Annotated in this window: 18 protein-coding genes; 10 read left to right on the forward strand and 8 right to left on the reverse strand. The window is 72.2% G+C overall.

What is annotated here, in order from left to right:
- Positions 1-23 precede the first annotated feature (23 nt).
- Together E0F75_RS08090 and E0F75_RS08095 are read right to left on the reverse strand one after the other, a co-directional pair.
- Entirely contained in the window at positions 24-854 is an 831-nt protein-coding gene (locus tag E0F75_RS08090; RefSeq protein WP_187621812.1) for a hypothetical protein, read from the reverse strand.
- A gap of 360 nt (positions 855-1,214) precedes the next feature.
- The gene (locus E0F75_RS08095) at positions 1,215-1,706 is read right to left on the reverse strand and encodes a MarR family winged helix-turn-helix transcriptional regulator (protein WP_187621813.1); all 492 of its coding nucleotides are present in this window, start codon (positions 1,704-1,706) and stop codon (positions 1,215-1,217) included.
- A gap of 57 nt (positions 1,707-1,763) precedes the next feature.
- On the opposite strand from E0F75_RS08095, the gene E0F75_RS08100 reads away from it, so the two are divergent.
- Positions 1,764-2,888, forward strand: a complete 1,125-nt coding sequence (locus E0F75_RS08100) for a questin oxidase family protein (protein WP_187621814.1) — start codon at positions 1,764-1,766, stop codon at positions 2,886-2,888.
- Here the strand turns inward: E0F75_RS08100 and E0F75_RS08105 are convergent.
- Together E0F75_RS08105 and E0F75_RS08110 are read right to left on the reverse strand one after the other, a co-directional pair.
- A complete protein-coding gene (locus tag E0F75_RS08105; RefSeq protein WP_187621815.1) occupies positions 2,883-3,794 on the reverse strand; it encodes a TIGR03620 family F420-dependent LLM class oxidoreductase in 912 nt (303 codons plus the stop codon). The genes E0F75_RS08100 and E0F75_RS08105 overlap by 6 nt on opposite strands.
- Positions 3,791-4,717, reverse strand: coding sequence for an NmrA/HSCARG family protein (locus tag E0F75_RS08110; RefSeq protein WP_187621816.1), 927 nt, complete (start codon positions 4,715-4,717; stop codon positions 3,791-3,793). Before E0F75_RS08110 ends, E0F75_RS08105 begins: the two co-directional genes overlap by 4 nt.
- A gap of 121 nt (positions 4,718-4,838) precedes the next feature.
- Here E0F75_RS08110 and E0F75_RS08115 point away from each other — a divergent pair, with 121 nt between their 5' ends.
- The 3 genes from E0F75_RS08115 (at position 4,839) to E0F75_RS08125 (ending at position 7,750) form a co-directional block, all read left to right on the forward strand.
- Positions 4,839-5,432 (forward strand): TetR/AcrR family transcriptional regulator, encoded by a 594-nt coding sequence (locus tag E0F75_RS08115; protein WP_229312588.1) that lies wholly within the window; start codon positions 4,839-4,841, stop codon positions 5,430-5,432.
- 98 nt (positions 5,433-5,530) lie between these two features.
- Positions 5,531-6,475: an RNA polymerase sigma-70 factor gene (locus E0F75_RS08120; protein ID WP_187621817.1), complete on the forward strand. Its 945-nt coding sequence runs from the start codon at positions 5,531-5,533 to the stop codon at positions 6,473-6,475.
- Positions 6,476-6,556: 81 nt separating this feature from the next.
- A complete protein-coding gene (locus E0F75_RS08125; protein WP_187621818.1) occupies positions 6,557-7,750 on the forward strand; it encodes an NAD(P)/FAD-dependent oxidoreductase in 1,194 nt (397 codons plus the stop codon).
- Positions 7,751-7,778: 28 nt separating this feature from the next.
- Here E0F75_RS08125 and E0F75_RS08130 read toward each other — a convergent pair whose 3' ends face one another.
- From E0F75_RS08130 to sigJ, 3 genes are all read right to left on the reverse strand, one after another.
- On the reverse strand, positions 7,779-10,040 hold the full coding sequence (locus E0F75_RS08130) for a hypothetical protein (RefSeq protein ID WP_187621819.1): 2,262 nt from the start codon (positions 10,038-10,040) through the stop codon (positions 7,779-7,781).
- Between the two features lie 53 nt (positions 10,041-10,093).
- Complete coding sequence (locus tag E0F75_RS08135) at positions 10,094-12,364, reverse strand: VCBS repeat-containing protein (RefSeq protein ID WP_187621820.1); 2,271 nt, start codon at positions 12,362-12,364, stop codon at positions 10,094-10,096.
- Between the two features lie 259 nt (positions 12,365-12,623).
- Complete coding sequence (gene sigJ, locus E0F75_RS08140; RefSeq protein ID WP_187621821.1) at positions 12,624-13,556, reverse strand: RNA polymerase sigma factor SigJ; 933 nt, start codon at positions 13,554-13,556, stop codon at positions 12,624-12,626.
- Between the two features lie 150 nt (positions 13,557-13,706).
- Between sigJ and E0F75_RS08145 the strand changes: the two genes are divergently transcribed.
- Positions 13,707-14,174, forward strand: coding sequence for a hypothetical protein (locus E0F75_RS08145; protein ID WP_374115382.1), 468 nt, complete (start codon positions 13,707-13,709; stop codon positions 14,172-14,174).
- Positions 14,175-14,188: 14 nt separating this feature from the next.
- Here E0F75_RS08145 and E0F75_RS08150 read toward each other — a convergent pair whose 3' ends face one another.
- Complete coding sequence (locus E0F75_RS08150) at positions 14,189-14,872, reverse strand: TetR/AcrR family transcriptional regulator (RefSeq protein ID WP_187621822.1); 684 nt, start codon at positions 14,870-14,872, stop codon at positions 14,189-14,191.
- 93 nt (positions 14,873-14,965) lie between these two features.
- Between E0F75_RS08150 and E0F75_RS08155 the strand changes: the two genes are divergently transcribed.
- From E0F75_RS08155 to E0F75_RS08175, 5 genes are all read left to right on the forward strand, one after another.
- A complete protein-coding gene (locus E0F75_RS08155; protein ID WP_187621823.1) occupies positions 14,966-15,844 on the forward strand; it encodes an alpha/beta fold hydrolase in 879 nt (292 codons plus the stop codon).
- Positions 15,845-15,958: 114 nt separating this feature from the next.
- Positions 15,959-16,369 (forward strand): VOC family protein, encoded by a 411-nt coding sequence (locus E0F75_RS08160; RefSeq protein WP_187621824.1) that lies wholly within the window; start codon positions 15,959-15,961, stop codon positions 16,367-16,369.
- Positions 16,370-16,400: 31 nt separating this feature from the next.
- A complete protein-coding gene (locus E0F75_RS08165) occupies positions 16,401-16,847 on the forward strand; it encodes a helix-turn-helix transcriptional regulator (RefSeq protein WP_229312589.1) in 447 nt (148 codons plus the stop codon).
- Between the two features lie 5 nt (positions 16,848-16,852).
- A complete protein-coding gene (locus E0F75_RS08170) occupies positions 16,853-17,482 on the forward strand; it encodes a glyoxalase (protein WP_187621826.1) in 630 nt (209 codons plus the stop codon).
- Positions 17,483-17,671: 189 nt separating this feature from the next.
- Entirely contained in the window at positions 17,672-18,175 is a 504-nt protein-coding gene (locus tag E0F75_RS08175; RefSeq protein ID WP_187621827.1) for an iron chaperone, read from the forward strand.
- Positions 18,176-18,761 lie beyond the last annotated feature (586 nt).

Below are 18,761 nucleotides of genomic sequence, written 5' to 3' on the forward strand. Positions count from 1 at the left end.
CCGTTGGCCCGCTCCTCCCGACGTCATGTCGCTGCCCGGTGCTGGTGACCCACCTCGCGCGCGAGGTCCAGTCCGAGGACGCGGTCGAGAAACGCGAACGTCTCGAACTTGGCACCGGCCGGTACGTCGGCGCGCGTCGCCACGGTGAGCAGCGCGTCCAGGACGGCGGGGACGCCGAGATCATCAGCCAGCACGTCATGGGCGCGTCGCAGCACATCGGCAGGCATCGGCCGGGACGGCTCCTGTGCCCAGTCGGCCACCAGCTGCCGCCAGTCCGCCAGCGTCCGCCGGGCCTCTTCGAGCGCAGTACTGGTGACGAAGACCGGCGTGCGGTAGGCGTGGCCGAGCATCAACATCCTCATGGCCAGCGGATCGGCGCCCTCCGGGGCGACGGCCTCCAGGAGCCCTGGGGACGGGAAGTGGGCACGGTCCGCGACGCCTCTCTCCCCCGATGCCGGGCCGACCTGGCCCACGTCGATACGGACCCCGCCGACCGCGTCCTGTGCCGCGGTCCCGTACGCGTGGACGTGAACGTCGGCAGCGGCGCAGAGCGTTCCCCTGGGATGGTGAACACCGACGGTGTCGGGCGGGTGGACGCCAAGGGCGGACATGGAGCGGTCAAGCGCCTCGGCCTGCTCGTCCGGCAGGTCCGGCATGGTACGGAACGTGCGGGACTGCAGGCCGTTCAGCTCCACTGTGCGCGCCAGTACGTCACCGACCAGGAGCGCCCGCAGGTCCCCCAGGCCGAGCCCGACGTCGCCGGCCGGCAGGTGGACGCAGATGCTCAGCAGATGACGGCGTACGGAGGGAATCTCCACGAGATGGCCGGTACGGGTGTCGACGATACGCAGCATGATGCGGAGGCTAGTCGCGGAAACCGCCGGCACCGGGGAGGACCTGACCGGGCGCCCGACATCGGCAGGGCGTCGGGCGGAAACGTGCCCCATCCGTGCCCTCAGTGGCGGATGACAGCGGTCGACATGGGCGTTCCAGAGCCCTCGCCACACGTCGCCTGACGGGCGATACGTGCAGGTCAGAGGGCAGATCAACACCTTAGGCAGCGGTGATTCCCAAGCTTATGGCGCGGGTTCGATTCCCGTCATCCGCTCCATAGCAAAGCCCCAGGTCAGCGACCTGGGGCTGCTGTGTTGCCCGGGCCTCTCAGCGCAGGCTTCGACATCCGGCGCCCGCCCGCGGAAGCACGCACGACTCGCTCACCTCTGCACTTCGCCGACCCAGGCCGTGAGTCCTGCCAGGAATCCCGCCTTCTCGTCGGCCGACAGTCCCTCCAGCGCGCGCAGGAGCGGCTCGGTCCGCCGGACGATGAAGGCTTCCAGCGACAGGCGGTGTTCCTCGGCCAGGGACACCAGGACGCGGCGGCGGTTCGCCGGGTCCTCGGCCCGATCCACGATGCCGGCCCGGCTCAGGGCTCCGACCAGTTCACTGGCGGTGGACAGTGACACCTGAAGCCGTCGGGCGATCTCACCGACGGTCAGCGGCTGTCCGGCCAGCAACTGGGGCAGTACGGCGCCGTGGCGCGGCGTCAGGCCGTGCGCCTCCATGACACCTCGCAAGGGCGCCGGCATCAGATCCCGCACCACCGAGCCGCGGAAGAACGGCTCCAACAACGGTACGAGACCGGCGACTTCAAGCTCATCCGGAGTCGGCTTCCGTGGCGCCTTCCCGGCGTTCTCGCTCTTCGGCATGCTACAAGTGTATATGGTTCTGATATCCAAACTGTTTGGCTCTCCGAAGGATCTTTTATGCCGTCGATCAGCTACAGCGATGCGCTCAACGACGCCCTGGAACGCATGGACGACCTGGGGTACGAGCGAGGACAGGGGGTGGATCTCGCCAACCACGGCCCGATGGGCGCCGAGGCGCTCGCCCTGCTCGGACACGTGGACGAAGTCGCCCGGTGGGTAGGGCGCTACCGGAAGGCGATGGAACACCACGAGCCTCCCGCCGCCCGCTTCGCCCTGGACCCCGCGGACGAGTCCTCGTGGCGTCCCGCCCTCGGCACCTTCCAACGGGCCGGGGACTGGGAGCGGCTGTTCGTCCGCGAACTGGCCGAGGCGCACTGGCGCGAGGTTCTCGTGCGCTGGTGGCCCCGCCTGCTTCCAGGGCTGTTCGCCGGCCTCACGCACGGGGTCATCCGCACCGCGCACGCCGTACGCGGCCTGTACGCGACCGACGACGGAAGCACAGCGCTCCAGCTGAAGGAACTGGCCCGCGGCCTGGCCTACTGGGCGGCCCGCTACAGCGAACTCCCCGGCCGCCCGCGACTGCACGGCCCGCACGAACTGCCCGAAGCGGTTGCGCGGCTGCCCCGCGTACCGCTCGACGGCCCGATGGGGCCGGGTACCGCCCGCCACCGCCTGGACACGCTCGCCGAACTCCCCGGCTACGGCGAGTCCTTGGAGATGCTGGCCCCGCAGCAGGCACCCCGGCTGCTGAGCGAGATGACGGCCCAGTTCGCCGATGTCTATCTCGGCCACCCCGAGGTGTACCCCGTCCCGCTGATCCACGGCGTCACGGCCCCCGCCGCCGTCCGCCTCGTACTCCCGCATCTGCCGCACGAGCTGTACGCGCCGACGCTGGCCCGGCTCTGGCAGGTGCAGTCGGCGTTCCTGTTCGCCTTCACCTCGGACCGGCGCGACGAGGGAACGGCGGCCTGGCAGTCGGAGATACCGGATCTGCCCCCACTGGACGAGCTGGGCGCCCGCGCCGCCGAGCACGGCGACGAGCACGTCATCAAGTTCACCGAAGCGTGCCTGCGCGAATACGCCCTGCGGCCCGACCCGCGCTATCCGGCCGCCGCCTTCGCCGCGCAGCGGCGCATCACCCGCCTCGACGCCGGCGGCGGGGTCCGGGGAGCCGCGTCATGACGCACGGGCCGCCCTGCCGGGAAGGACGGGCAGGAGGTGGGCGGCGAGCTCGCGCCACTGCCGGAGGGGCGGCGAGTGGGGTGTGGAGGTGACGAGGTGGAGGCTGACGTGACCGGCCCCGGCGTCGAGGTGCTCGTGGACGCGTCGGGCGATGTCCTCGGCGGTGCCGTGGGCCACGATCGCATCGACGAGCCCGTCGCCGAGAGAGTCCGGGTCCTCGTACCCCAGGTCGTTCAGCAGAGCGCGACGGTTGGGCAGCGCCGCCGCTGCCGTGGCGCGGGCGAGTGCGGCGGTGCTCTTTCGGTCCGGGCCCAGGACGCACAGCTGGGTGACGGCCAGGAGCGGGGCCGGCCCGAGCACGGCCCTGGCGTTGCGGGTGTGGTCGACCGGCATGCCCAAGAGGGTTGCGCCCCAGGTTCGTTCGGCGGCGAGCGCGAGCATGCCGTGGTCCAGGGCGGCAAGCACACGAGGGGGCGAGGCCCCCGAGGCCGGCGGCCCGAACGGGGCCGTGTCCAGCGCGTCGAGATAGGCGCGCATGGTGGGCACCGGGGGGCCGAAGCGGTGGCCGCGGACATCCTCGGCAAGGCTGGGGTGGCTGTCCCACAACCCGAGCAGGAAGCGCCCCGGGAACGCCTCCTCCAGGGTGCGCTGTGCGGCAGCCGTCGTCACGGCGTCGCGTGCGTAGATGTCCGCGCCGCCGGCCGCCACCACGATCCGCCGGGTCCGCGACAGCAGGATCCCGGCCTGCGCCATCGCCTCCCGCCCCGCCACCTCGGGGAACCACAGGGTCCCGAAGCCGAGGTCCTCGATCACGGCCGCCGCCTCGCGGACCTCCGCCGCCGGACAACCGTCGAGTTCGCCTGCCCAGATGCCGATGGTCCCGAGCCGGGGCCTCTGATCGCTCATGCGCCCGGCGCCTCTCCCTGCCGGGCGGCCAGGAACGCCGCGATCCGGGCGGCGCCGGTTCGCTCCAGCCAGGTACGGAAGTCCATCGCGGCCGGGTGGATCCGCCGCGTGGCGGCGACGTCGGCGCGGTAACCGCGTTCGTTGAGCCACTCGTGGGCGAACGCGAACCGCTCGTCGACCGCGCGGATCGCTTCCATCGGGATCCGCTCGTACGGCAGGGGGCGCCCGATGGCCGTCTCGATGTGCGCGGCGATCCGGACCGGGGTCAGTTCGTCGCCGGCCAGGGCCGCCGCCCGTCCGATCCACTCCTGGGGCCGGGAGAAGGCCAGTGCGGTGAAGAAGCCGACGTCGTCCACGGCCACGATCTGCAGGGGGACGTCGGGGGCGATGCCCGACACCATCCTGCCGCCCTGAAGGGCGTACTCGCCGGTGTAGTTCTCCATGAAGGAGACCGGCCGCAGAATCGTGGCGGGCAGGCCGAGCTTCGCGAGATGCCGCTCGATCCGCCACTTGCTGATCAGGTTCTCCGGCAGCGTCTCGCTCTCATGGCGGTCCGCGCCGGCCACCGAGCTGAAGACGAGATGCGTGAGGCCGACGGCCCGAGAGGCTTCGGCGATGTTCGTTCCCCAGCGGACCTCGTCCTCGGCGGAGAAGTCCGGGGCGGTACCCGGGGAGCCCACCGTGGGCTGGACGCTGAAGAGGCCGTATGCGCCTTCGGCGGCGGCGACGAGCGAGGAGACGTCGTTCATGTCCGCGCGCACGATCCGCGCCCCGTCCCTCTGCAATTCTCTCGCCGGTTCCCCGTCCGGATGGCGTGTGAGTGCGCGTACCCGCCAGCCCGCGTCGAGCAGATGCCTTGTCACCGCCCGGCCCTGCACGCCTGTCGCGCCGGTCACCACGATGGTCTTGTCGGTCGTCTCCACTGTCGCTCCTGGCTCTCGGACACGCAGGGGAGGGGCGCACCCCTTAACCGGGGTGGCCCTCCGTTTAATGATCGATACAATATGGAGGGCCACCCCGGTTAGCAAGACGTCAGGAGCTCCCGTGTCCCAGGACGCCACCCCGGCCTCACCGAAGAAGCCCATGCGCGCCGACGCGCGGCGCAACTACGAGCGGATCCTGGCCGCCGCCGGAGAGGCGATCGCGCAGCACGGCGCCGACGCCTCCCTGGAGGAGATCGCCCGGCACGCCGGGGTCGGATCCGCCACGCTGCACCGGCATTTCCCCTCCCGTCAGGCACTGCTGGAGTCCGTGTTCAGGGACCGGGTGGAGAGCCTCTGCGCCACGGCACGCGACCTGGCCGCCACGACCGGCCCGGAGGCCGCGCTCGTCACGTGGCTCCACGCCGTCGGCACACACGCCGTCACCAACAAGGGATTGGGGGCGGCCCTGATGCCCGGCACCGGCTCCACCGATCCGACGCTGGGAGACGACTGCCACACGATGATCGTGAACGCCGGCGGCGGACTCCTCGCTCGCGCCCACCAGGCGGGCGCCGTACGTCCCGAGGTCACCATCACCCGACTGCTCAAGCTCGTCGGAGCCATCGCGCTGGCCACCGAGCACGACGCCGACGGCGCGGCCGAGACCGACCGCCTGCTGACCCTCGTCATCGACGGGGTGCGCCCGCGCGGATGACGCGGAGCGGATCCTCCGACGTGCCGACTCGTCCGCGCCGGCCTGGAGCCGTGAGCGGAGGGTGGACGTGGCCCGCGTGCGGGCCCGATCATGGAGGGATGTCGCTCCGCACGTACGAGGCCGATCTGTTCGAGAGTTCCAGGGGTCGTCTGGAGGCGATCGCCTATCGGATGCTCGGGTCCGCCGGCGATGCCGAGGACGTCGTACAGGAGACGTATCTGCGGTGGCACGCGGCGGACCGGGAGCGGATCGAGACGCCCGAGGCGTGGCTGACCAAGGTGCTCACCAATCTCTGCCTCAACCAGCTCACCTCCGCACGGGTCCGGCGGGAGACCTACGTCGGGCAGTGGCTGCCGGAACCGGTGCTCGCCGGGGACCGGATGCTCGGGCCGGCCGACACCGCCGAACAGCGCGAGTCGGTCTCCCTCGCGATGCTCACCCTCATGGAGCGCCTGTCGCCCAACGAGCGCGCGGTGTACGTGCTGCGCGAGGCCTTCGGGTACGCGCACCGCGAGATCGCGGAGATCCTCGACCTCACCGAGTCGAACTGCCAGCAGATCCACCGGCGCGCGAAGCAGCACCTCGCCACCGACCGGGCCCGTACCGAGGTCGACACGGTCGCCGCGCGGAAGGTCGTCGAGGAGTTCCTCGCCGCCGCCCTCAGCGGCGACACCGAGCCGCTGATCCGGCTGCTCACCGACGACGCGGTCGGCGTGGCCGACGGCGGGGCCCGGGTTCCGGCCCGCAGGACCCCGGTCGTCGGCGCACTCGGCATCGCGCGCTACCTGCGGGGGCTGTTCCGGCCGAGCGCCGCCAAGCGGACCATCGCCGGCGGCGACCCCGAGCTCCACGCCGCCGTCGTCAACGGCGGTCCCGCCGTGCTGGTCTCGATCGGCGAGCGGGTCGCCGGCGTCATCTGTCTCGACACGACATCGGACGGTGTCGCCTCGGTCCATCTCCAGGTCAACCCCGACAAGCTGGAGCACATCACCCGCCAGTGGGCGGCCGCCGGCCCCCATCGCCCGCTCAGAGAGCTGTGGTGACCCACGTCACACTCGATTCCTGTCAGGGATCGCGTGGCTGTCCGGTTCAGGAGGTGAGTCCAACCGGATAGGGAGCCAGCCATGAAGCACCGCATCGTTGTCCTCGGAGCCGGGTACGCCGGAGCGATCGCCGCCGGTCGCCTCGCCAAGCGGCTGCACCGCGACGACGTGGAGATCACCCTCGTCAACGGCGAGTCCGAGTTCGTCGAGCGGGTCCGTCTGCACCAGCTCGCCAGCGGACAGGATCTGCCGAGCCGCCCGCTGCGCGACGTGTACGCGGGCACCGGCGTGGAGCTCCGGTCGGCGTGGGTCACCGCGGTCGACGCGGACCTCAGGACCGTCGAACTCACCGGTGAGCACGGCGCCGAGACCCTCGGCTACGACACCCTCGTGTACGCCCTGGGGAGCACCGCCGGCGCCCTCGGCGTCCCCGGTGTCGCCGAGTACGCCCACGGCGTCGCCGGGAAGCAGGACGCGCTGCGACTGCGGGCACGCCTCGGCGAGTTGGAGCCGGGCGGGACCGTGCTGATCGTCGGCGGCGGCCTGACCGGCATCGAGGCGGCCACCGAGATCGCCGAGGCCCGCCCGGACCTGAAGGTCGCCCTCGCCGCCCGCGGCGGTGTCGGCGACTGGCTCAGCGACAAGGCCCGGCGCCATCTGCGAACCGTCTTCGACCGGCTCGGCATCACGGTCCACGAGCGCGCCGACATCGCCCGCGTCGACGCGCACAGTGTCGTCACCGGTGAAGGGCAGGAGATCCCGGCCCAGTTGACGGTCTGGACCGCGGGCTTCGCCGTGCACCCGATCGCGGCCGCCACGACCCTGGAGGTGTCCGGCACCGGACGGATCGTCGTCGACGCCACCATGCGCTCGGTCTCCCACCCCGACGTGTACGCCGTCGGCGACGCCGCGCTCGCCGAAGGACCGGGCGGCAAGCCGCTGCGGATGTCCTGCGCCACGGCGAGCCCGATGGCGTGGCAGGCCGCCGACGCCCTCGCCGCGCGCCTGACCGGCCGCAAGGTTCCGGAGAACTCGATCGGCTACGCCGCGCAGTGCATCAGCCTCGGACGCCGCGACGCCATCTTCCAGAAGGTGACCCACGACGACGAGGTCACGTCCACCGTCGTCACGGGCCGGGCCGGCGCCCGTATCAAGGAGTTCATCTGCGCGGGCGCGGCATGGAGCGTCTCCCACCCGACGATGATGATGCCGAGCCGCCGCCGCCGCCTCACGGCGACCACCGAGCCGGCCGCTCCCCGCCTCGCCACCCGGTGACGAAGCGGGGCCCCCGGCGGTGTCGGTGTCAGTAGACGTCGCCGGGGCGGGAGACCGGCAGGGGCGCGTACCCGCCGGTGGGGGTGGCGAAGGGGCGGCGCCAGTCGCCGGTGCCCGCGTAGGTGTTCGGGTAGCCGCTGGAGTAGATGCCGACCAGGTCGGCGCGTCCGTCGCGGGGCGCGTGGTCGCCGACGCCGATCAGTGTCGCGTACGTGTTCCAGCCGGCGCCGATCCGCGTGCGGGGCGCGAAGGTGCCGTCGCCCCTGCCGAGGTGCAGCCAGAGGACGCCGGTCCTGTCGCGGGCGACCAGGTCGCCGTGGGCGGCGCCGCCGAGGCTTCCGGGAACGACCAGTCTGTTGTAGACGCCCCAGCCCGCGCCGACCCTCTTGCGGGCGGCGAAGGGCTTCGTGGCGCTGCCCGTGCCCGGGTGGAGCCACAGCACGCCGGTCCTGTCCGAGGCGATCAGGTCGTTCCGGCCGTCGCCGGTCAGGTCGGAGCCGGCCGCCAGCTGGTCGTAGACCTGCCAGCCGCCGCCGACCCGGACGCGGGGCGCGAGGCCCTTGCCGTTGCCCTGGTGGAGCCAGAGGACGCCGGTCGTGTCGCGGGCGACCAGGTCGCCCGCGGGGGTGCCGCCGAGGTTCCCGGTGGCGGTGATCCGGTCGTACGCGTTCCACCCGGTGCCGAGCGGCGTCGGCGGCAGGGACGGCGGCTCGGGCTCCCGGTGGACGTCCGTGAGGTACCGGCGCCCCTCGTACAGGGCGAGGCCGCCCTGCGCGTCGCGGACGAGGAGGTCGGTGGTGCCGTTGTCGTTGAAGTCGTGCGGCCGGACCTGCCGGGTGAGGGTGAAGGAGCCGGTGCGGACGACGTCGGGGCCGATGCCGTTGGCGGGCTTCGCCGTCATCGTCCACGTGTGGGCGCCGTTGAACGCCGGGGACCTGTCGTCGTAGGAACCGTCCCAGGTGAAGGTGAACGGTTCGGCCGGTGTGCGGGGCGCAGGCGTCGAGGTCCACGAGCGGCCCGAGGCGGTGTGCCGGACGGTCAGGCGCACCTCGGCGTGGGGCCGGGTGAACGTCCACGAGGGCTTCAGTGAGCCGCCCGCGCGGTCCAGGTCCACCGTTCCGGCCGGGGCGTTCTCGGTGGTGACGGCGAGGGAGGTGGGGACGCCGGTCGTCGCCAGGAACGAGACGGCGGGCGGGGTTTCGGCCGTCGCGCCGGGCGAGATCCGGTACACGCCCTCGCCCCGGTCGAGCGTGCCGCCGGAGGCGAGCAGCGAACCGTCAGGGGCGGCGACGAGGCCGGAGGCGTGCGCGAGGAGCGGGACGGTCTCGCCCGTCGTCAGCGAACGGGCCGTCACCTGGTGCAGGGGTGCGGTACGGGACGACTCGCCGCCGCCGAGCGCGGTGTACACGACCCAGTCTCCGACGATCCGCACGGTCGTCCGGGCGTTCGTCTCCGGGTCGACCGGGCGCGGCAGGTCGGTGCGGGTGACCCGGGGTTCGCCCCGCCGGACGGTGGCCAGCGTGGCGCCGTACTCCCCCAGCTCCAGCCAGGCGAGGTGGGTCGAGGACGCGGTCGCCGGCTGGGGTCCGGTCCGACCGTAGACGTGGTCGTACGTCTCCACCGCCGACGCCGAGGCCACGTCCACGACGGCCAGCTTCTGGCTCCACACCCCGCCCACGACGGAGTAGGAGCGGGCGAGGAAGGTGTCCGGCCCCGCGCTCTCCACCGCCACCAGCTCGTCGGCGGGGAGGTCCGGCACGGCACGGTCCACGATCCGGCCCTCGGCGTCCTTGCCGACGACATGCAGCTCCCGCCCCTTGGGCGCGGCCGGGAACGTCCGTGTCACGAGCGAGGTGCCCTGGTGGAGCAGGGGCACGGGGGTCCCGGCGAGTTCGGTGGTGCGGTACGAGACGACCTCGCGGCCCGTCGCCATGTCGAGGTAGGTGCGCTTCGGCCCCTCGACCCGTACGACGAGGTCCGTGCCCTGGTTCGGCTCGTACCGTCCGGCCGGCAGCCGCGTCGGGGTCCCGTCGTACGCGACCCAGGTGTGGACGTTGGCCGTGCCCTCCGTGCGGGAGGCCAGGAAGCCGGTCGGGCCGCTGGAGACCACGGTCGAGCCGGCCGGCAGGGAGAAGACGGCGGCCGGTGCCTGTGCGGCCGCCACGGCGGCATGCGCCGAGGCGGCCCCGGCAGTCGGGGTGGCGGTGGCGGCGAGGGCGACGGCCACCGCCACGGTGACGACCGCGCCGAGCCGACGACGGGTGGTACGTCCCTGGAGCGGGAGGTTCACAGGAGTGGCTCTCCTTCTGGAATGCGTTCTGGGGGAGGGAGGGTGGCGGGGCGTCAGAAGAGCTCGCCGCTCCAGTTCTCGTACCGGGGGAGGGCGGTCCGGGGCGGTCCGAGCGGGGTCCGCCACTGGCCCGTGCCCGGGTAGACGAGCATCACGGGGTATTCCCCGACGACCTCCTTGAGGGCCATCAAGTCGTTCCGGCCGTCGCCGTCCACGTCGCCCAGGCCGACGACGCTCTTGAGGGCGCCCCAGCCGCCGCCGATCCGCGTGCGGGGCGCGAAGGTGCCGTCGCCCTTGCCGAGGTGGAGCCAGAGGACACCGGCCTTGTCGCGGGCGACCACGTCACCGGCCGGGCCGCCGGCCAGGTTCCCGGTGGCGGTCAGCTGGTTGTAGACGCCCCAGCCCGCGCCGACCCTCTTGCGGGCGGCGAAGGGCTTCGTGGCGCTGCCCGTGCCCGGGTGGAGCCACAGCACGCCGGTCCTGTCCGAGGCGATCAGGTCGTTCCGGCCGTCACCGGTCAGGTCGGAGCCACCCGCGAGCCGGTCGTACACCTGCCAGCCGCCGCCGACCCGGAAGCGTGCTCGGAAGGGCGTCTTGGCGTCGCCCCTGCCCTCGAAGAGCCAGAGGGCCCCGGTCCTGTCCCGTGCGACGAGATCGCCGTTGCGGGTGCCGCCGATGTCTCCGGTCGCGGTGATCCGGTCGTACGTGTTCCAGCCGAAGCCGATCCGTGTCTCGAACGCGCTCTCGAAGCTGCCGAGACGGGTGATCTGCCCGGCGTCGTACAGGGAGAGCATGCTGTTCTCGCGGACGAACACGTCCGGCGAGCCGTTGCCGTCGAAGTCGTGCGGCCGGGGCGCGCGGGTGAGGGTGAAGGAGCCGGTGCGGACGGTGGCCGGGCCGATGCCGTTGGCGGGCGTGGCCGTCATCGTCCAGGTGTAGGCGCCGTTGTAGGCCGGGTAGCCGTCGTCGAACCATCCGTTCCAGGTGGCGGTGGGGTGGGTCATCCCGCCGGGCCAGAAGGTGTGCGGTTCGGCGGTCCGTCCCGAGGCGGTGTGCGTCAGCTTCAGGGTCACGTTCGCGTTGGGGCGGCTGAGCGTCATGGCGGCCGTCAGCTGCCCGCCCGCGCGGTCGAAGTCGACGGTGCCGGTCGGCGGCAGGGTCTCCGCCTGCACGACGAGGGCGGTCGGCCGGCCGGAGCCGCGTACGAGGGTGGCGGCCGGCCTGCCGGTGGCCGCGTCCGGGGCGATCCGGTACAGGCCCTCGCCCTGCGCGAGCGTGCCTCCGAGGACGAGCAGGTTCCCGTCCCGGTCGTAGGCGGTGGACGAGGCGTGGTCCAAGACCTCGAACGCCTCACCGGTCGTCAGGGAGCGGGCGGTGAGCGCGTGGAGGGGATCGGCGCCGGTGTAGGCCGTGCCTCCGCCGGGCCGGGTGTACAGCGCCCAGTCGCCGAGCGGGCGGACCTCGACGTCGCTCGCCTCGCCCGTGGTCGTGAGCGGGATCCGCTCGACGTCCTGTGTGCCCCGGGGCGCGAACGCCAGGACGGGGCTCTGGCGCCACTCGATCCACGCGAGGTGGTTCGGGGACTGGGCGACGGAGCCGATGCGGAACGACGAGTCGGGGAAGGCTTCGTACGTCTCCGTCACCTCGCCGGTCGCCACGTCCACCACGCAGAGCCGCTGCACGTAGTGGGTCGATTCGAGCCGGCCGTAGCCGATGACGATCCGGCCCGGCCCGGCGTCGTACAGGTCGTAGTCCTCCTGTCCGACCGGTGACGCGATCGGCCGGTCGACGGTCCGGCCGTTCTCCACGGAGACCAGATGGAACGTCCACCGGCTCTCGCCCTGGAGGTAGTGGCTCATCACGAGCGTCGTGCCGATGACCCGGCGGAGGTGGTAGCGCTCGCCGGGGGTGCCGAGACCGGATGTGTCGATCACGACCGGCTCCGCCGTCCCGCTCATGTCGGTGAGCGTGTACACGTCCCCGTCCTTGGACGCGACGAGGTCCGAGCCCGTGCTGCCCCACTTGGGCCCTGCGGTGAGCGTGACGGTGGCGCCGCCCGCGTAGGGCGTCCAGCGGTGGACGGCGGTCTCCTGCTGCCAGCCCGTGCTGGTGAGCATGCCGGTCCGGCCGGCGCTGAGCAGCTTCGCGTCGTCGGGGAGGTCGAGCGGGGCGGCCTGCTCGCCCGCCGCCGCCCGAGCGGTGACGGCACGAGGCGCGGTGTCCACCGCCAGCGCCTGGGCCGTCGGGCCGGAGACGGTCGCGGCGAGGGCGACGGCGACGGCCGCGGCGAGGAGACGCGGGGTGGTGCGGCTGTACGGGGTCACGGGGGTGTCTCTCCGGGGCGGTGGGGTGACGTGGGGCGGGGTGGGGCGGGGTGACGTGGCGTGGGGTGACGTGGGGTGGGGACGGGCCTGGCAAGGGTGCGGTGCACCCGGCAGTGGCCCCACCGACCTTCCTGGAGCGGATCAGCAGAGGGGGCGGGGCCGGAGCACGGGACGGGTCCTGTGGTCGTGGCGTCCAGGCGCCACGACCACAGGACTCACGACGGCCGTTCAAGGTTGTACGGACGTTCGAAAGGCCGCCTCATTCCGTCCAGGGCTGGAGCTTCTCCGGGTTGCGCACCGCCCAGATGTGCGTGATCCGGTCGTCCGCGAAGCCGAACGCCGCCACCGTCACGGTCGTGCCGCCGCGTCGGGCCACCAGGCCGGGGCGGCCGTTGACCGAGCGGATCTGGAGCGTCATGCCGGGCGCCATGTCGCCGATCGCGACGATGTAGCGGGCGATCTCCGCGGCACCGGCGATCGGGCGGAGTGCCGCGCCGACCAGGCCGCCGCCGTCGACGACCACCGTGGCGTCGGGGTTGAGCAGGCCGACGAGGGCCGCGATGTCCTGGGCCTCCCACGCCTGCTTGAAGTCCTTGATGACACGCGCCTGCAGACCGGTCGGCGGCTCCGGCGCCCGGGCCGCCCGGACGCGCCGGCGGGCCGAGGAGGCGAGCTGCCGGCACGCCGCGGGTGTGCGGCCGACGATCGTGGCCAGTTCGGTGAAGGGGTACCGGAAGACGTCGTGCAGGATGAACGCGACCCGCTCGGCCGGGGTCATGGATTCGAGGACGACGAGGAAGGCCATGTCGACCGACTCGTCGAGGGCGATCCGGTCGGCGGGGTCGCTCCCGCCGTCGCCCGGCCGGCCGTTCAGCCACTCCGTCGTGTCGGGCAGCGGCTCCGGGACCCATTCGCCCACATAGCGCTCGCGCCGCGCCCGCGCCGAGCCGAGGACGTCGAGGCAGATGCGCCCGACCACCGTCGTCAGCCAGGCGCCGGGCGCCTCGACGGCCTCCTGCTGCGGGCCGGACATCGCGTACCAGCGGGCGAAGGCCTCCTGAACGGCGTCCTCCGCCTCCGCCAGGGAGCCGAGCAGCCGGTAGGCGACATTGATCAACTGCCGGTACTCGCCCTCGGGGCGGGCGGATACGGGCGCGAGCCCGCGTTCTGGTTCCGTACGGCTGCCGCTCATGGTGGTGGTGTCCCCCTTCGTTCGATCCGCGCTCGCCATGATCGGTGAGACGCGCATCACTCCGTAACCCCGGTACAGCGCCTCACATTCTCCGGGGCTGCGTCGTCGGACTGTCGAGAGAGCGACCGGCAGCGGAAGGACGGGATCACCATGGCCACGCGGACGACAGCGGGGACGGCGGCGTCGATGACGGCGGACACGGCGGCGGCATCGGCAGCGGTGGTGGCGGGGCGGAGCGGCGGCCGGTTCGCGGGGTTCGTGCGCGTCTCGATCGCCCTGCAGACGGCGGGCATCTTCTTCCAGGCCGTCACGGCCGGAATGGCGCTGACGTCAGAGGTCGGATCGACCCTGCACGACCTCGGGTCCAAGGGCATGTACGCGATGTCGATGCTGTACCTGCTCGCCGCGATCCTGGCGTGGCGGCCGGGCGGCGCCCCGGCCCGACCGGTCCTCTACGCCACCGGCTTCCTGCTCCTCGGGACCCTGCAGGTGGTGATGGGCGTCAACCATGTGATGGCCGTTCATGTCCCGCTGGGTGTGCTGATGTTCGGTCTGAGCATGCTCGATCTGGGGCGGATCGTGTTCCAGCGGCTGCGTCCGACGGCGGAGGCCGCCTAGGGGTGTCCGGCGGATCAGGGTCGGACAGGCCGCGGCCCCGGCCATGATCCTCCGGGCAGGCCCTCAGCGCACTCTCCCTCCTGAGGCAGGGCCGCACGCACGACGGCCGCGGCCGCCCGCGCCGCGGCCGTCACCGGATCGGTGCTGCGGGCGGCGCGGCCCAGCATGAACGCGCCCTCGAGGAGGGCGATCACCGAGCTCGCGGTCTCGTGCGCCGCGGGCTCTGCCATGCCTCCGGCCCGGTAGAAGGCGGCGAGGCCGTCCGTCCAGCTCGCGAACACCTCGGCCGTGGCGAGCCGCAGCGGCTCATGGGTACTTGCCACCTCCAGCGCGACGGTGGCGATCGGGCACGGGTCCGCGAAGTCGAGCTCGCGCAGGGTCTCGGCCGCGGCCATGAACGCGTCGCTGGTGACGGCGGCCATGTCCGTGGCCACGGCCGTGTCCGTGTCCGCTCCCCCGGCGGCGGTGGCGGTCGGGAAGAGTTCGGCGATCAGCCCCAGGTAGGCCGCACCCGACGTACGGACCACCTCCTCGCCGAGCTGCGCCTTGCCCCCGGGAAAGAAGTGGTAGGCCGAGCCGTACGGGGCGTCCGCCGCCGCGACGATCTGTTTCATCCCGCTGGCCGCGTAGCCCTGGCGCCGGAAAAGCTCGGTCGCGGCGGTGACGATGCGCTGCCTGGTGTCGCCCGTGGTCCTCACACTCGCTAGTCTCTCACTAGATCGGTCTATCTAGTGAGATCGAGTGAGACATCGAGTGAGAGACAGTCGTCGTATCGAGTCGGGGGTCGTCCGTTGTCCGAGATCGAACTGAGCGCAGGCGTCATCGACTACACGGACACGGGCGGAGGCGCGGGCGAGGACGGAGTCGGGGACAAGGACGTCGTGGTGCTCGTCCACGGGCTCGGCTTCGACGAGTCGGTCTGGGACGCGGTCGTCGAGGAGCTGCGCGGGGACTTCCGCGTCGTGGTGCCCGTCCTGCCGATCGGCAGCCACCGCAGGCCGATGCGGCCGGACGCGGACCTGTCGGCGCACGGAATCGCCGCGATCCTGGCCGAGTTCCTGGAACGCCTCGACCTGCACGACGTCACCCTGGTCCAGAACGACGCCGGCACGGCTCAGCTCCTCGTGGGCGTGCGCGACGAGCGCGTCGGCCGTCTGGTGCTCACCTCGTGCGAGGCGCTGGACAACTACCCGCCCGGCATCCAGGGCAGGACCCTGCACGCGGCGAGCCGCGTCCCGGGCGGCCTCTACCTGCTGCTCCAGTCCTTCCGGGTCCCCTTCCTCGTCCGGATGAGGACCTCGCTGGGCGGGATGGCGAAGCGGCCGATCCCGTACGCGCTGGTACGCCGCTGGTACCGGCCCCTGCTCACCCAGCGCGCGATCCGCCGGGACCTCGCCGCGTTCTGCCGCAGCACGGAGAAGGACACGTACCTCAAGGCGGCGGAGAGACTCCGGGAGTTCGACCGGCCGGCGCTGGTCGCCTGGGGCGCCCAGGACCTCATGATGCCGCCCGCCACGGGCCGCCGACTCGCCGAACTGCTGCCGCGGGGGCGCTACGTGGAGATCCCCGAGGCGGGCACGCTCGTCCAGCTGGACAACCCCGGCGCCCTCTGCGCGGAACTGCGCCGATTCATCGGCGAGGGAAGGGACACCGGGGAGAGTGCCTCCTGACGGGGGCACCAGATGGTGACGCTGGAGCAGGAGCGAGCGGCTTGCGAACGCCTTACGGACACATTCGTCAGGAATCGAGAAGCGAGGGCGTGCGTGCCCAACTAGCTTGTGGGCATGGACATCACCATTCACACCACCGTCCTCCCGCACGAGGATCCCGACACCTCCCTCGCCTTCTACCGCGACGCCCTCGGCTTCGAGGTGCGCAGCGACGTCGGCCAGGGCAGGACCCGGTGGATCACCGTCGGACCCGTCGGACAGCCCGGTACGTCCATCCTGCTCGCGCCGCCCGGTGCCGACCCGGGGATCACCGAGGCCGAGCGGCGCACCATCGCCGAGATGATGGCCAAGGGCACCTACGGCTGGATCCTGCTCGCCACCCCCGACCTCGACGCCACGTTCGAGAAGGTGCAGGCCGGGGACGTCGAGGTGGTCCAGGAGCCGACCGACCAGCCGTACGGCGTACGGGACTGCGCGTTCCGCGATCCCGCGGGCAACCTCGTCCGCGTCCAGCAACTGCGCTGAAAGGATTCCCCTCATGTGTCATCCTGCGTGGATGAGCGCACTGACCGAGGCGCAGCGCCTGAGTGATCTGGCGCGGCTGCGCCGCGTTCGCGACCGGATCGACCGGGAGTACGCACAGCCACTGGACGTCGAGGCGCTCGCCCGCGGGGTGAACATGTCGGCCGGGCACCTCAGCCGCCAGTTCAAGCAGGCGTACGGCGAGGCCCCGTACTCCTACCTCATGACGCGGCGCATCGAGCGCGCCATGGCGCTGCTCCAGCGCGGCGACCTCAGCGTCACCGACGTCTGCTTCACGGTCGGCTGCTCCTCGCTCGGCACCTTCAGCACCCGCTTCACCGAGCTCGTCGGCGTATCGCCCAGCGTCTACCGACGCCAGGTCGCCGACGGCGAGGCCGGGCTGCCCTCGTGCGTGGCGAAGCAGGTCACCCGACCGGTCAGGAATCGAGAAGCACCGGTGACCGCCCCGCAACTAGCGTGATTCTCATGAACGCCATCGCCTCCATCACCCTCGAGGTGGCCGACCTCTCGGCCGCCGACCGCTTCTACACCGCCTCCGGTCTCGGCGCCCATGTGCGCCTGCGGGCCTCCGACGCGGCGACCACCGGCTTCCGCGGCTTCTCGCTCTCCCTCACGGTGGACCGGCCGGCCGACGTCCGGCACTTCGTCGACGCGGCCCTCGCCGCCGGCGCCACCTCGCTCAAGCCCGCCTCGAAGTCCTTCTGGGGCTACGGCGGCGTCTTCCAGGCCCCGGACGGGACCATCTGGAAGGTCGCGACCTCGAACAAGAAGGACACCGGCCCGGCCACCGGCCGCGTCGAGTCCTTCGTCCTCCTGGTCGGAGCCGAGGACGTCGCCGCCAGCAGGGCGTTCTACGTCGAGCACGGCCTCACCGTCGGGAAGAGCTTCGGCCGCAAGTACGTCGAGTTCGCCGCCCCCGAGGGCAGCCCGGTCAAGCTCGCCCTGTACGGGCGCCGCGCCCTCGCGAAGGACGTCGGCGTCCCCGTCGACGGCGAGGGATCCCACCGGGTCGTGCTCGGCGGCGAGGGCACCGGCGCCTTCACCGACCCGGACGGCTTCACCTGGGAGCCCGCTTCCGTGGCCGCCGCGTCCTGACCCGGTACCCCGTAGGCCCGTTCGCCGTACCCCTGACCCCGCACCCCTGACCCCGCACCCCGGGCGCCGTACCCCGGGCGCCGTACGCCGTACGCCGGCAGATCCGTAACCGCACCCCTCCCCTCCCCTCCCCTCCCCTTCCCGTACGCAGTAGCCATCCCCAGCCAGCCTTGCGAGAGGAACCCCGTCATGTCGAACACGCGGTCGTCCACCAAGAGCACCAGCACCGGCACCAGCACCGCCGCCGAGGGCAAGAGCAGCGCGAAGTACGACGGCTTCACCGAGGAAGAGCGCGACGCGATGAAGGAGCGCGCCACGGAGCTCAAGAGCACCGCTCGGCGCGGCTCGCGCTCGGCCAAGGCCGACGGGGAGGCCGATGTCCTGGCGAAGATCGCCGAGATGACGGACACCGACCGGGTCCTCGCCGAGCGGATCCACGCGATCGTCAAGGAGCACGCGCCGGGCCTGGCGTCGAAGACCTGGTACGGGATGCCCGCGTACGCCAAGGACGGCAAGGTCGTCTGTTTCTTCCAGAGCGCGCAGAAGTTCAAGAGCCGCTACGCCACGCTCGGCTTCAGCGACCTCGCCCAGCTCGACGAGGGCACCATGTGGGCGACCAGCTACGCCCTGACCGAGCTCACCGTCGCCGACGAGACCCGGATCGCCGCGCTCATCGCGCAGGCCGCCGGCTGACACCACCGGCGCGCCCGGTCCACGGCTGCCGGCGCACCCGGTCAGCGGCTCGGCGTCGAGCTCCCGCGCAGGCGGTGCGCGGCCGCCGCCGGCCGGCACGGGCCCAGGGCCGCGCCGGCCGTGAACGCCGTCACCGTGACGGAGGAGGCCGCGAAGCCGGCGAGCACCAGGACCGGGGCGATACGCCGAGCAGCGGACGCCGGGCGTCCGCTCCGGGGGTGGAACGGGTGGCGCGGGCAGGGGTGTTGAGCGTGGCGGTCATGGCGCGCCTTCCTCGGGCGCGGGAGTCGGTCGCTCTGTTGTCACCGTGACGACCCGCCCGGGGACAGCCGATCATCGACTGGACGGTGTGACCTGAGCCACACCGTCGACGCCTCCCCGGACCCCCTGCAACCCGTGCTCCACACGGGCAAATTTCCGAGATCGCCCCGCAAGAATTCGAAGCTACGCGCGGTGAAAATTTGTCATGTAAACACACGGGATGCGACAGGACGAAATCTTCACCCCGCACGCTCCGTCCCATCGTGCTACTGTCGATATCAGTTGCAGTTGTGGGTCCCGAACGTACGAGTGCCCTTCCGGTTTT

This window comes from Streptomyces sp. CB02980 (genome assembly GCF_014451325.2).
Classification (GTDB): domain Bacteria; phylum Actinomycetota; class Actinomycetes; order Streptomycetales; family Streptomycetaceae; genus Streptomyces.